Origin of the sequence: Kitasatospora sp. NPDC001547, from assembly GCF_042894165.1 — a bacterium.
Classification (GTDB): Bacteria; Actinomycetota; Actinomycetes; order Streptomycetales; family Streptomycetaceae; genus Kitasatospora.
The window spans coordinates 403,240-417,431 of the sequence record NZ_JBIAVL010000002.1 but is presented as its reverse complement, the minus strand read 5'-3'; the positions used below and the strand labels follow the sequence as shown (position 1 = coordinate 417,431).

General features: G+C 73.2%; 5 protein-coding genes. 2 read left to right on the top strand and 3 right to left on the bottom strand.

Annotation, left to right across the window (positions count from 1 at the left end):
• Nucleotides 1-223: 223 nt before the first annotated feature.
• Both ACFY0X_RS04625 and pulA read right to left on the bottom strand, forming a co-directional pair.
• On the bottom strand, nucleotides 224-2,557 hold the full coding sequence (locus tag ACFY0X_RS04625; protein ID WP_387748732.1) for a M4 family metallopeptidase: 2,334 nt from the start codon (nucleotides 2,555-2,557) through the stop codon (nucleotides 224-226).
• Nucleotides 2,558-3,124: 567 nt separating this feature from the next.
• Nucleotides 3,125-8,644: a pullulanase-type alpha-1,6-glucosidase gene (pulA, locus tag ACFY0X_RS04620; protein ID WP_387748730.1), complete on the bottom strand. Its 5,520-nt coding sequence runs from the start codon at nucleotides 8,642-8,644 to the stop codon at nucleotides 3,125-3,127.
• A 318-nt stretch (nucleotides 8,645-8,962) separates the two neighbouring features.
• Between pulA and ACFY0X_RS04615 the strand changes: the two genes are divergently transcribed.
• The gene (locus tag ACFY0X_RS04615; protein WP_387748728.1) at nucleotides 8,963-9,931 is read left to right on the top strand and encodes a phosphatase PAP2 family protein; all 969 of its coding nucleotides are present in this window, start codon (nucleotides 8,963-8,965) and stop codon (nucleotides 9,929-9,931) included.
• Nucleotides 9,932-10,045: 114 nt separating this feature from the next.
• On the opposite strand, the gene ACFY0X_RS04610 is transcribed toward ACFY0X_RS04615, so the two are convergent.
• Entirely contained in the window at nucleotides 10,046-13,075 is a 3,030-nt protein-coding gene (locus ACFY0X_RS04610) for a bifunctional [glutamine synthetase] adenylyltransferase/[glutamine synthetase]-adenylyl-L-tyrosine phosphorylase (protein ID WP_387748726.1), read from the bottom strand.
• Nucleotides 13,076-13,327: 252 nt separating this feature from the next.
• On the opposite strand from ACFY0X_RS04610, the gene ACFY0X_RS04605 reads away from it, so the two are divergent.
• Nucleotides 13,328-14,116, top strand: a complete 789-nt coding sequence (locus tag ACFY0X_RS04605; RefSeq protein WP_387748724.1) for a class E sortase — start codon at nucleotides 13,328-13,330, stop codon at nucleotides 14,114-14,116.
• The last annotated feature ends 76 nt before the right edge of the window (nucleotides 14,117-14,192 follow it).

The following is a 14,192-nucleotide window of genomic DNA, read 5'->3' as shown; positions in this document are numbered from 1 at the left end:
GCTGAACCTAGAGGCGCTCACGGAGGGCGTCAAGACCTCGGGTCGGATCCCAGCGGACGGGCTCCCGTTCGGGTCCCCGGAGACGGGCTCCCGTTCGGGTCCCCGGAGACGAGCCTCCGTTCGGGTTCCCGGAGGCGGGACGGCACGACAAGGGCCCGGCGGCCGTAGCCACCGGGCCCCTCACCTGTCCTGGTTCACCGGCCCCTCAGGAGCCGGACCGGGCTCAGCCGGTCTGGACGGCGGTGTCGTCGATCACGAAGCTGGTCTGGAGCGAGGCGTCCTCGGTCCCGGCGAACTTCACGGTGACCGTCTGGCCCGCGTAGGCCGACAGGTCGAAGGTGCGCTGCTGGTAGCCGGCCGCGGCGTCCGCGTTGGAGTAGGTCTTCAGCGCGGTGCCGTTCACCGTCACGGTCAGCTTGTCGTACGCGGTGCTGCCCGACTCGGCGGTGTCGATGTGCAGCCAGAAGCTCAGCGTCGCCTTGCAGCCCGCCGGGATGCTCACGGTCTGCGACAGCGAGTCCGAGTGGGTGGAGCCGTAGCCGTTCAGCCACGCCTTCCAGGAACCGCCGTGGGCAGCCTGCGAGGAGCTGTTGTCCACCACGCCGCTCGACGCCGTCCACGGGGTCGCCGTGCCCGACTCGAAGCCCGCGTTGCCCAGCAGCTGGGCCGGCGTGCAGCCGCCGCCACCGGTGGAGACGGTCCAGGTGAAGCTGGTGGTGCCGGTCTTGCCGGCCGAGTCCTTCGCCGTGACGGTCACGTTGTAGGTGCCCGCGGTGGAGGCGGTGCCGGTGATCACGCCGGTGGAGGAGTTGATCGACAGGCCGGTGGGCAGGCCGGTGGCCGAGTAGGTCAGCGGGGCGGTGCCACCGGTGGCCTTGATCGCCAGGTTGACCGCGCCGCCGACGGCGGTGGACTGGTTGCCCGGGTTGGTGACGGTGACGCCGCCCGGGTTGGGCGCCGTGCCGACGTTGACGCCCGCCCAGGCGGTGCTGACCGCGGTCAGCTCGGCGCTGCCGGCCCCGTACAGGTCGGTGGCCGCCTTCTCCGTCGCGGTGCGCGCCGCGGCGTAGTTGGTGTTGGAGGTCATGTAGGTGGTCAGCGCGCGGTACCAGACGGCCGCCGCCTTGTCCCGGCCGATGCCGGTGACCGCGATGTTGCCCTGGGTCGGCGAGTCGTAGCTGACGCCGTTGATCACCTTCGCGCCGCTGCCCTCGGACAGCAGGTAGAAGAAGTGGTTGGCGACACCGGACGAGTAGTGGACGTCCTTGTTGCCGACGCCCGAGAACCAGTAGTCGGCCGAGGCGCCGTCCTTGGACGGCTTGTCCATGTAGCGCAGCGGGGTGCCGTTCCCGTTGATGTCGATCAACTCACCGATCAGGTAGTCGGGGTTGTCGCTCGGGATGTTGGCGGAGAACTCGACCATGGTGCCGAAGATGTCCGAGGTGGCCTCGTTGAGGCCGCCGGACTCGCCCGAGTAGGTCAGGTTCGCGGTGGCCGAGGTGACGCCGTGGCTCATCTCGTGGCCGGCGACGTCCAGCTCGGTCAGCGGCGCCGTGTTGTTGGAGCCGTCGCCGTAGGTCATGCAGAAGCAGGAGTCGTCCCAGAACGCGTTCACGTAGTTGTTGCCGTAGTGGACGCGGCTGTAGGCGCCGACACCGTCGTTGCGGATGCCGTTGCGGCCGAAGGTGTTCTTGTAGTAGTCCCAGGTGGACGCCACGCCGAAGTGCGCGTCGACCGCGGCGGACTCGCCGTTGTTGACGGTGCCGTCGCCCCAGGTGTCGGTGGACTTGCTGTACAGCGTGCCGGTGCCCGAGGTCCCGTGGTTCAGGTTGGTGGTGTAGCCGTTGCCGCGGGCGGCGTCCTTCATCTGGTACGACGACCCGGACTGGGTGGTGCCGATGGTGACGCTGCCGACGAAGACGCCCTTGCCGGAGCCGGTCTCGATGCCGTCCCACTGCTGGATGACCTGGCCGCTGGTGGCGTCGGTGACGACGTGCATCTTGCTCGGGGTGCCGTCGGACTTGGTGGAGGCGACGACGGTCTCCCAGGCGAGCCGGGGGCTGTTGTCGGCGGCCCAGACCACCAGGCGCGGCGCGGTCTCGACCGCGGTGCCCTGCTCGGCGGCGAGCGCGGCGCTCTGCGCGGCCGGCGCGGCCAGCTTCGGCGTGGTGCTGACACCGCTCAGCGAGGCGGTGCTGGCCCGGTCAACGCTCTTGGTCGCACCGGTGGGCGCCTGGTGCACCACCAGGTCCCCGCCCAGGACGGGCAGCCCGTTGAGGGTGCGCTCGTACCGCAGGTGGCGGGTGCCGTCCGCGTCCTGGATGACGTCCTTGGTGACCAGCTTCTCCTCGCCGCTCAGCCCCAGGCTCTGGGCGAGGGAGGCGCTCTGCTGGGTCGCGGCGGAGATCAGCTGGGCGCGGTTCGCCTGCTGGGCCGCGACGGCGGCCGGCGCGTCCGGCGTGGCCGCCTGGGCGATCACCGGTATGCCGGTGACCAGCAGCGCGGTGGAGGCGGCCATGACAACCGCCGCCTTCCGGGCGTGAGCGTAACGGGACATGCGGACTCCTTTTCCGACCGGCGCTGGGTCGCGCACGGTGGAGAGAACCTGGGCCGCGGTTGCGGCGCAGTGGGGGCCCCCGCCGGGTGCGACGGGAGTGCGGATGCGGTGCTCACAACTCGTTGCAGGGTCGGGACGCGCTGCACCAGAACTGGAACAGCTGCACCGGGGGGTGGGGCCCCCTCGTCTACAGCCGGGGGAATCGTGGCAGCAAACGAGCCGTTAATGACAGATGCATGCCACGGATTGGCCGATTCGATACCGAAACCGTATGCAGGACGGTCCGTCAGTTGTGTTACCCCGTGACGAACTCGTGAACACGGTTTTCATGCCCCCGGTAAAGTTCGATCACTACCGGCGGTCGGTGACCAGCGCTCAGGGCCCCGCCGGGCACCGCCGGGTGGCCCACAGCGCCCGTTGGACCCGGCACGTCACAGTTCCGGCCGTGCCACCGATGCTTTCCGGCCATTGTGTGTCCGGAACGGAACCGGGCCACCCAGGACCACGACCGGGCCCCGCACCACCTGAACAGTGGTACGGGGCCCGGAACTTGTGGGGGTGTACGAATCAGTGCTGGACGAACACCGCCACGGTGCGGCCCGGCACGGTGAAGGTGCCGGTCGCGGCGTCGAAGCCGGCCTCCCGCACCACCCGGTCCGCCCCGCCCGCCTGGACGGGGTGCAGCGCCTGGCCGGTGCCCCGCAGGGCCGGTACGGTCTGCGTCTGCGCCGTGGGCGTGGCGTTGAAGACCACCGTGATGCCCTTCTCCGCCCCCGGCAGCCCGGTGCCGTCCAGATGCAGGGTGATCACCCCGGGCGTCTCACCGGCGGTGCCGGAGAGCGGGTAGGAGAGCCGCTGCTGGACGGCGGCCAGGGTGGGCAGCGAGAACAGCGGCGAGGACTGCTTGATCCGCAGGAACTCCCGGTACTGCGCCGAGGTCGCCCGGATGTCGGCCGCCCCCACCCTCAGCCCCGGGTCGGCCAGCAGGGACCGGGCGGCCGCCCACTGCCCCTGGTTGTCCTTCGCCATCGGCAGGCCGCGGCCCCAGCCGTTGCCGTCCGCCGGGTCCCAGTGGATCGCGTTGAACCAGTCCCCGGAGTCGTAGGAGTTGGAGTCGAGCGACTTGGAGCGCAGCAGGTCGCTGCCGGCCTGGGCGAAGCCCGCGCCCTGGGTGAGCGTGGTCAGCGAGAGCCCGAGCGCCTGCATCCGGGCCCGGTCGGCGGGCGCGGTGCCGGCCGGCAGCTTGTACGCGAGCGCGTCGAAGAGGTCGGTGTTGTCGTGGGCGTCCACGTACTCCACCGCCTCGCCCGGCTTGGCCGCGTACCCGGTCGGGGCGCCGTTGTAGTCGACCTGGGCGCCGGTGACGGGCTTTCCGGAGCTGTCGGTGAAGGAGTAGCCGGCCAGGTTGCCGGTCAGTCCGACCTTCAGCTGGTCCATCTGGTGCAGCAGCCGGGCCTTCTGCTCCTCCGGGGTGCCGTTCGCGGCCGAGCCGTTCGGGTCGCTGTACAGGCCCGAGGCGAAGCCCTGCTGCGGGGCGGAGTCCAGCATGAAGTTGCCGCCGCGGGCGGCGTCCCGGATCCGGTCGTCGAAGGTGGCGATGCCGGTGCCGGCCATGTGGGCCTGGGTGGCCTGCTCGAACCGGGCGTCGTTCGCGACGACGCCGAAGTTCCAGCCCTCTCCGTACAGGAGGACGTTCCTGCCGTCCACGCCGTCCGAGTCCGGCGTCATCCGGTGCAGCGCGGACTGCACGTCCAGCATGGTGGACTTCGGGTCCAGGCCCATCAGGTCGAAGCGGAAGCCGTCGACCTTGTACTCGCGGGCCCACAGCGTCACCGAGTCGACCACCAGCCGGTTCATCATGGCGTGCTCGGGCGCCGTGTCGGCGCAGCAGCTGTCCGTCGTCACCCTGCCGTCGGCGTCCAGCCGCTGGTAGTAGCCGGGAACCACCTTGTCCAGCACCGAGTGCTCGGCCTGGCCGCCGGCGGCGGTGTGGTTGTAGACCACGTCGAGCACCACCCGCAGCCCGGCCGCGTGCATCGCCTGCACCATCTGCCGGAACTGCACCGTACGGGCCGTCCCGTTCGGGTCGGTGGCGTAGGAGCCCTCCGGCACGTTGTAGTGCAGCGGGTCGTAGCCCCAGTTGTACGCGTCGTCGGCGGCCACGGCCGCCACGCACTCCTGCTGCTTCGGGCCGTCCTGCGGCAGGGACTTGAGGTCGCAGGCCGGCAGCTTCCGGTCCGCCGGGTTCTCCCGGACGGTGGCGATGTCGAAGGTCGGCAGCAGGTGCACCGTGGTCACCCCGGCCTCGGCGAGCTCCCGGAGGTGCCGCATCCCGGCCGAACCGGACTCGGTGAACGCCAGGTAGGTGCCGCGCTCGGCGGCCGGGACGGTGGGGTCCTCGACCGAGAAGTCCCGGACGTGCAGCTCCTGGATCTGCTGCCGCGCGGGCGGGACGGCCTGCGGGCGGGCGTGGTCGTCCCAGCCCTTCGGCTTGAGCTCCCTGGCGTCGAGGTCGGCGACCAGGCTCCGCTTCGAGTCGGTGGACAGCGCCACCGCGTACGGGTCGGTGACGGTGTTGACCACGACCTGCCGCACCGAGGGAGCCCAGACCTTCACCTGGTACAGGTAGTACTTGCCGTCCAACTCGCCCTTGTCGCGGACGACTTCCCACACCCCGGTCTCGTCGTCCAGCTTCAGCGGCAGCGTCCTCGGGGTGCCCCCGGTGGCGCTGTCGAAGACCTGGACGGAGACCTCCTGCGCGGTCGGCGCCCAGAGCGACAGCGCCACCTTGCCGTTGTAGTAGGCCGGTCCGAAGTCCACCTTGCCGGTCCGCCCGGCGTACAGGTCGTCCAGCACGCCCGGGATCTGCACCCCGGTGGCGGCCAGCACGGCGCCGCTGGGCAGGTGTTCGGTGAACAGCAGCTGGGCGCGCAGCGCGGCCGGGACGCGGGCGGCGTCCCGGGGGTCGACGGTGAAGGCCCGGTAGCCCGCCAGGTGCGGATAGGCGGCCTTCTGCGCGTCGGTCAGCCCGCCCTTGACGGGGCTGAGCCGCAGCCAGCGGCCGGGCTTGGTCAGCGCGCCCTTGTCCGCCGTGATGCCCCCCGCCGGGTCGTAGACCAGCTGGGCGCTGGTGCCGCCGGCCAGGGCCTCGTCGCCCGCGCCGTAGTTCGCCGGGACGACGACGGTCCTCGCGTCGATCCACTGGGCCTTGGCGCCGGTGAGGTCGATCTGCGAGGAGGCGGCCGGGTTCTGCGGCAGCAGGTAGCCCTCGCGGCCGCCGAGGATCCAGACCTCCTTGCCGTTGACGGCGAAGTCCAGCGACTGGTCGCCGGGCAGGTCCTTGTCGTCGCCCTTGTGCAGGATGTAGCTGAGGCTGGTCGCCCCGGGGGCCAGCGGCACCTCGAAGACGGCGCCGAAGGCGTCGCGGCGCGCGGGTGTCAGCGGCTTGCCCCAGTCGGTCGGGGCGGCGGCGCCCGTCCAGTCGTGCAGGCCCCAGCCGTCGTAGTCGCCGTCGGCCCGGTTGTAGTGGATGACGGCGGTGTTCGCGGGCTGGCTGTTCGGCGTCCCGGGGTCGGCGGTGCGCACGGCCGGGTCGCCCTGCTTGAGCCACACCTCGCCGGTGCCGGCGACATCGAGGTGCCGGTCGGCGTCGACGTCCTTGACGCCGTCCTTCTCCACGACGAACCCGACGTCCGAGGCGCCCGGCTTCAGCCGCACGTACGCGAAGGCGCCGTACGCGTCCCGCCCGGTGAAGGCGTGCCCGGCCGGCCACTGGGTGGCCTCGCCGTCGGCGAGGTCGCCCCAGGCGTAGAGGTTCCAGCCGTCGTAGTCGCCGTCCGGACGGTTGTAGTGGACGACGGCGTACGGGCGGGAGCCGGCGGTGGGCGCCGGCCGGGGCGCGGGGGCGCCGGTGGTGAAGCTCGCCGTGGCGGAGCGCAGGTGGCCGCTGGAGTCCTGCACGACGGCCTTGTAGCGGACGACCGTGCCGGGGGCGACGCCGCCGAGGTCCTGGGTCACCGCGTACTTCCCGGTGTCGGCCGTGCCCAGCGTCTGCCAGGGCCCGTCGCCGACCTGGGCGGCGAAGCTCACCCGGTCGAAGCCGCCGCCGTCGACGCGGGCGCCGAGCGTCACCAGCCCGGCCGAACCGTCCGCGGGCGGCTGCACCGAGATCCCCGGCGCGGCGCCGACGGCCGCCAGCCGGGCACCCGCTTTGAACACCACGGAGGAGAGCGCCGGCACGGTGACGGTCACCTTCCGGTCGGCGCCGCTGGTGATCCGGTCCCCGGCCGCCGGGTGGATCCGGTCGAAGCCCATCCCCGCGGAGAAGGTGTCCAGGGTGACGGTCTTCGCCTCGGCGGCGTTGTTGACCGCCACCAGGTACTCGACCTGCTGCCCGGCGTCGATGCGGGAGAAGGCGTACACGCCCGCGCCGTCGGCGGCGTACCTCTCGATCTGGGCGCCGTCGGCCAGCGCCGGGTTGGTCCGGCGCAGCTCGGCCAGCCCGGCGACGCTCCGGTAGAGCTCGCCGTCCTGCCCGTACCGGTCGGCCGGGCCGGCGGGGGCGCCGAGCACCCGGTCGGCGTTGTACGAGGCCGTCCTGGAGGCGAACAGGTCCTGCCGGGCGTCCTTGTCGCCGCCCGCGCCGGTGAAGCCCTGCTCGTCGCCGTAGTAGACGACGGGCTGGCCGCGGGTGAGGAACTGCAGCTCGCTGCCGAGCCGGTCCTTCCGCAGCAGGGTCGCGTCGTCGGCGCCCGGGTTGTCGGCGAGCAGGAAGGAGCCGAAGCGGCCCATGTCGTGGTTGCCGAGGAAGGTCGGCAGCTCGTACGCGTCGGTGTCGGCGCTGGTGTAGCGGTAGTCCTGGGCGTAGACGTCGGCGAGGCTGCGCGCCGAGCCGCCCTGGGAGACGTAGGAGCGGGCCGCGCTCTGGAACGGGAAGTCCAGGGTGGCCTGGAGCCTGCCCTTGGTGACGTACGGCGAGGTGACCGCCGGGTCCCCGGAGTGGACCTCGCCGAACATGAAGAACTTCCGGTTGCCCTGCTTGGCGGCGAAGTCCTTGAGTGCGGGCGCCCACTGCTGCCAGAACGCCATGTTGACGTGCTTGACGGTGTCGATCCGGAAGCCGTCCACGCCGGCGTCCTTGACCCACTGCTGGTAGACCTTCTCGAAGCCCTTCACCACCTTGGGGTTCTGGGTGTCGAGGTCGTCCAGGCCGCTGAAGTCGCCCTCGGTGGCGGACTCGCCGACGAAGGTCGAGTCGCCCCGGTTGTGGTAGATCGCCGGGTCGTTGAGCCAGGACGGGGTCTTGGCCGCGGCGTCGGACGGGGTGCGGAAGACCGGGGTGTAGGGGAAGGAGTCCTTGGTGGTCCGCGGCCAGGGGGCGCCCGCGTCGGCGACGGCGGTCTCGTCCACCGGGTTCCCGTCCGCGTCGAGCGTCGGGTAGGCGCCGGCGGACCGGTAGCCGTACTGCTTCTCGGCGTAGTCGACGACGTCGGCGGTGTGGTTGGTGATGACGTCGAAGAAGACCTTGATGCCGCGGGCGTGTGCCTTGGCTATCAGCTCCTTGAGCTGCTCGTTGGTGCCGAAGTGCGGGTCGACCTGGGTGAAGTCGGTGATCCAGTAGCCGTGGTAGCCGGCCGAGGCGTCGGCCCCGCTGCCCTGCACCGGCTTGTTCCTGAAGATCGGGGCCATCCAGATCGCGGTGGTGCCCATGTTCTGGATGTAGTCGAGCCGCTGGATCAGCCCGGCGAGGTCGCCGCCGTGGTAGAAGCCCTTGTCGGCGGGGTCGAAGCCGTTCTCCAGCCGCCCGCCGGTGATGCCGCCGGTGTCGTTGGCGGCGTCGCCGTTGGCGAAGCGGTCGGGCAGGACGAAGTAGAACTGCTCGCGGGTGAGGTCGTGCCGCCCGGCGGTGGCCGCCAGCGCGGCGTCCGAGGGCGGGGCCGGCGGGGCGGCGGCGAGGGCCGCGGGGGCGCCGCCGAGGGTGGCGGCGGTCAGCGCGGCGGCCAGCAGGACGGCCGTGCGGCCTGGTGGTCTGCGGCGGCCAGCACGTCGGGCGGTGCTCCGGCGGGGGCGGAGCGGGGCATCGGCCACTGAGGGCTCCCTTAGGGGAAGGGGCGATCGAGTTCCCAGGAAGCTAGCGGCCTGCAATATGTTTCAGCAAGATGCAGAAACGGTTTCGTGGACGGAAGTTCCAGCTGGGGCGAGCGTCTCCGACCACCCCGATTACGCCCTTGGCGCGGCGGGCGTGACAATGGGACGTATGTCCGTCCCACCGGTATGCACCCAACCCCCGAACACCCCCTACCCCGGTGGGAGCCGGCCCCTAGCCCTCAAGGGGGACAGCCGGTGAAGAATCCACTTCCGGAGGATGAGCGGACGGCTACGAGCGGTCTGGCAGACTTGCCGTCCATGGGGGAACCGACCGAGATCCAGCGAGGCGACGCCGGGCGCGCCGACGCGGCCAGTGGTGGCGGTTCCGACGCAGCGAAGGCCGTCCCCGGCCGCCTGCCCGAGGGAACCGCCCGTGCCGCCCAGTCCCGTACCGCCGCCCTGCGCAGCCGCGTCAGCGCCCAGCGCCGGTCCCCGGCCAGGCCGCGGATCTGGTTCGAACTGGCCCTGATCGGGATCAGCTACTGGATCTACTCGATCGTGCGCAACGCGGTCCCCGAACAGGAAGCGATAGCCCAGAAGCACGCGGGCTGGATCTGGGACCTGGAGCACCACCTCGGCATCGCCGTCGAGCGCTCGGTCAACCACGCCGTGGACGGCGTCGGGTGGCTCATCACCGGGATGAACTACTACTACGCGACGCTGCACTTCGTGATCACCATCGGCGTGCTGGTCTGGCTCTACCGCTGGCACCCCGGGCGCTACGTCGCGGCCCGCACGGTGCTGTTCGTGACCACCGGGATCGCCCTGGTCGGCTTCTACTTCTTCCCGCTGGCCCCGCCTCGGCTGATGACGGACGGCGGCTTCATCGACACCGTGAAGACCCACGGCACCTGGGGCTCGATGGCCTCCGGCCCCGCCGCGCACGTCTCCAACCAGTACGCGGCGATGCCCTCGATGCACATCGGCTGGTCGACGTGGTGCGGCCTGGCGATCTTCTTCCTGGCCCGCCGGACGTGGGTCCGGGCGCTCGGCCTGCTGTACCCGGCCGCCACCCTGGTGGTCATCGTCTCCACCGCCAACCACTTCTGGATGGACGCCGTCGGCGGCCTGCTCTGCCTGGCGGTGGGCTTCCTCGCCGCCCGCTGGCTGTACCACGAGTGGGTCTACCGGCTGCCCAAGGTCCCCGCCCGGGAGACGGTGGCCGAGCAGCCGATCACCGTCCCGGAGCAGTGGAGCGAGCCCGCGGTCAGCAGCGCGCGCCGCTAGGGTCTGTCTTCAAACTCGCGTCTGCGGGCGAACGACGGGAGTTTGAAGACAGACCCTAGGTCCTCGACACCGGAGGGGCCCCGTGCGGGGCCCCTTTCGGCTGTCCGGGGCGGCTCAGTCCGAGCCGTAGAACAGCCGGTCCACCACCGCCCGGGCCCGCCGGGTGGTCCGCCGGTAGTCGTCCAGCAGCTCGCCGCTGTGCCCCGAGCCGTACCCGAGGTAGCGGGCCACCCCGGCCAGCTCCCGGGCCTCCCCCGGGAAGCTGTCCCCGGGCCGCCCCCGCACGAGCATCACCGCCGCCCGCACCCGGGAGGCCAGCACCCAGGCCGCGTCCAGCACCTCGGCGTCCTCCGGCCCGACCAGCCCGCCCGCCACGGCGGCGGCCAGCGCCGCCCTGGTCCGGGTGGTGCGCAGGGCCGGCAGCTCGTGCCCGTGCTGGAGCTGGAGCAGCTGCACCGTCCACTCGACGTCCGCCAGCCCGCCCCGGCCGATCTTGGTGTGGGTGGTCGGGTCGGCCCCGCGCGGCAGCCGTTCGGCCTCGATCCGCGCCTTGATCCGGCGGATCTCCACCAGGTCCCGCTCCGGCACCCCGCCGCCCGGGTAGCGCAGCGGGTCGATCAGCCGCCGGAACCGCAGGCCCAGCTCCTCGTCCCCGGCCACCGGCTCGGCCCGCAGCAGCGCCTGGCTCTCCCAGGCGTGCGACCAGCGCCGGTAGTACGCCGCGTACGAGGCGAGGCTGCGCACCAGCGGGCCGCTGCGGCCCTCCGGCCGCAGGTCGGCGTCGACCAGCAGCGGCGGCTCGGTGGACGGCGCGCCCAGCCGGGTGCGCAGCTCGTGGCAGACCGCCTGGGCGGCCCGGGCGGCCTCCTCCTCCAGCGAGCCGAGCAGCGGCTCGTGGACGAAGAGCACGTCCGCGTCCGAGCCGTAGCCCAGTTCGCGGCCGCCGAAGCGGCCCATCGCGATCACCGAGATCCGGGTCGGCAGGTCCCCGTGCTCGGCCTCCCAGCCGGCGATACAGGCGCGCAGCGCACCGCCCAGGGTGGCGGCGTTGAGCGCGGTGAGCGCCTCCCCCGCGGCGTCCAGGGCCTCCCCGGGATCCTCCCCGAGCCGGCCGAGCACGTCTGCGGCGGCGGTGCGGAACAGCTCCCGGCGGCGCACCGAGCGGGCGGCGGCCACGGCCGCGTGGGTCGACCCGGCCCGGCCGACGGCGGCCAGGATCTCCCCCTCCAGGGCGGCCCGGCCGCGCGGCTCCAGCCCGTGCGGGTCGCCCAGCATGGCCACCGCCTCGGGGGCGCGCAGCAGCAGGTCGGGGGCGAGCCGGCCGGCCGACAGCACCCGGGCCAGCTGCTCGGCGGCGGCGCTCTCGTCCCGCAGCAGCCGCAGGTACCAGGGGGTGCGGCCGAGCGCGTCGGAGACCTGGCGGAAGTTGAGCAGCCCGGCGTCCGGGTCGGCGGACTCGGCGAACCAGCCGAGCAGCACCGGCAGCAGGGTGCGCTGGATCGCGGCCTTGCGGCTCACCCCGGAGGCCAGCGCGCTGATGTGCCGCAGGGCGGCGGCCGGGTCCGCGTAGCCCAGTGCCTCCAGCCGGGCCCGGGCCGCGTCCGGGGTCAAGCCGGTGGCGCCCGGCGGGAGTTCGGCGACGGCGTCGAGCAGCGGCCGGTAGAACAGCTTCTCGTGCAGCCGCCGGACCTCCATCGCGTGCCGCTTCCACTCGCGGTGCAGCGCGGCCACCGGGTCGGCCCGGGTGTCGTCGTTGATCAGCGCCGTCAGCGAGCGGGCCAGCCGGCGCAGGTCCTCGGCTCCGGTGGGCATCAGGTGGGTGCGGCGCAGCCGGTACAGCTGGATGCGGTGCTCCAGCGAGCGCAGGAAGCGGTACGCGGCGTCCAGCGAGGCGGCGTCCGCCCGGCCCACGTACCCGCCCCGGGAGAGCGCGGCCAGCGCCTCCAGGGTGTTGCCGCTGCGCAGCGCCGGGTCGGTGCGGCCGTGCACCAGCTGCAGCAGCTGGACGGAGAACTCGACGTCGCGCAGCCCGCCCGGGCCGAGCTTGAGCTGGCGGTCCAGCTCGGTGGCCGGGATGGAGTCGACCACCCGGCGGCGCATCTGCTGCACGTCGGTGACGAAGTTCTCCCGGGCGGCGGCCTGCCAGACCATCGGGGCGAGCGCCTCCACGTACGCGGCGCCGAGCTCCGCGTCCCCGGCGACCGGGCGGGCCTTGAGCAGCGCCTGGAACTCCCAGGTCTTGGCCCAGCGCTGGTAGTAGGCGAGGTGGCTGGCCAGGGTGCGCACCAGCGGGCCGTTGCGGCCCTCGGGGCGCAGGTTGGCGTCCACCGGCCAGATGGTGCCCTCGCCGGTGGTGTCCGCGCACAGCCGGGTGAGGGCGGCGGCCAGCCGGATGGCGGCCTTGACGGCCTCGTGCTCGTCCACGCCCTCGCGCGGCTCGGCGACGAAGACCACGTCCACGTCCGAGACGTAGTTGAGTTCGCGGCCGCCGCACTTGCCCATGCCGATCACCGCGAGCCGGCAGGCCGCGGCGGCCTCCGGGTCCTGCTCGGCGGCGAGGTCCAGGGCGGTCTGGAGGGTGGCGCCGGCCAGGTCGGCGAGTTCGGCGGCGGTCTGCGCGAGGTCGGTGGTGCCGGTGAGGTCGCGGGCGGCGATGGCGAGCAGGCAGCGGCGGTAGGCGACCCGCAGCGCGTTCGCCGGGCCGAGCGCCTCGTCCCGGACGCCCTCGGCGAGGGCGCGGCGGAAGTCCTCCGGGCCGGGGTGCATGTCGCGCAGTTCGAAGGTGACCAGCACGTGCCAGTCGTGCGGGTGCCGGGCCAGGTGGTCGGCGAGCGCGGTGGAGACGCCGAGCACGCCGAGCAGCCGGTCGCGCAGCGGCTTGGAGGTGGTGAGGGTGTCGCGCAGGGTGTGCCGGTCGGCCTCGTCGGCGGCCTCCAGCAGCCGGGCCAGGCCGAGCAGCGCGAGGTCGGGGTCGGCGGTGGCGCCCAGCGCGTCCAGCAGCAGGGGGTCGTCGGCCAGACCCTCCAGCCCGGGGCCCTCCAACAGCCGCACCGCCCGCGCCGGGTCGGTGAACCCGCGCCGGACCAGCCGGTTCTCCGGCCGGCTGACCCGGCTCCCGGCCCGCTGCTCCTCCACCGCCGCCATCGGCCCCTCCATCCGTCCGCCCAAGGGCCCGTCCGCCCCAGCAGGTTACGCGCCCGCACGGGCCGCCGCCGGGCACGACCACCGGGTGGACGCGACCGGCGCCCCCTGCCGTCGCGCTCGGACCGGGACGGATCGGCTCCGGGCACGGCGTGGCGTGTCGGCTTGCCCGTCGGCTCGGGGGCGCGGTGGAGTACGCATGGCCGGCCGGGACGCCCCGCGGCTCTCCCGCACTCCCGTCCGAAGGGACGACCCATGGCGACCGAGCACCCGGCCGAGCGGCGAACACCGCGCCGGCGCCCCCACCGGCTCGCGATCGGCGTGCTCGGCGACCTGCTGTTCACCGTCGGCGTGCTGCTCGCCCTGCTGGTCGTCCACTCGCTGTGGTGGACGAACCTCACGGCCGACCGGCACGCGGACGCCTCCGCCGAGCGGCTGCGCCAGTCCTGGTCGGCTCCGGCCCGGACGGCCCCGGCGGCCCCACCGGCCGACGCCCCCGCGCCGACGCCCGCCGCACCGCCAGCCGCCGCACCGACCGACGCGCCGCCCCTGTTCGGCCCGGGCGACGCCGTCGGATTCCTCCACGTCCCGGCCCTGGGCACCGGCTACCAGGTGCTGATCGAGGTCGGTGCCGACGCGGACACCCTCGCGAAGGGGGTCGCCGGGGCCTACACCGCGCCCTACCGCGCGGCCATGCCCTGGGAGGCCCAGGGCAACTTCGCCCTGGCCGCCCACCGCGACGGGCACGGCGCGAAGTTCCACGACCTGGACCGGCTGAAGCCGGGCGACCCGCTGGTCGTGGAGACCCGGGACCGCTGGTACGTCTACCGCGTCGACGCCACGCTGCCCGAGACGTCCAAGGAGGACATCGGCGTCATCGCCCCGGTGCCCGTCGGCTCCCCGTACGGCGGGCCGGGCCGCTACATCACCCTGACGACCTGCACGCCGGTCTACACCTCGCTGTACCGGATGGCCGTCTGGGGCAGTCTGGTCCGGGAGGAGCCGATGGACCCGGGCCGCACGCCGCCCGCCGAGCTGCGCTGAGCCCGTCCGGCGATCACACGACTGACGGGCGGTGCGCCGTGCGCACCGCCCGTCGGTCACCGAGTGCTCCGGCCCG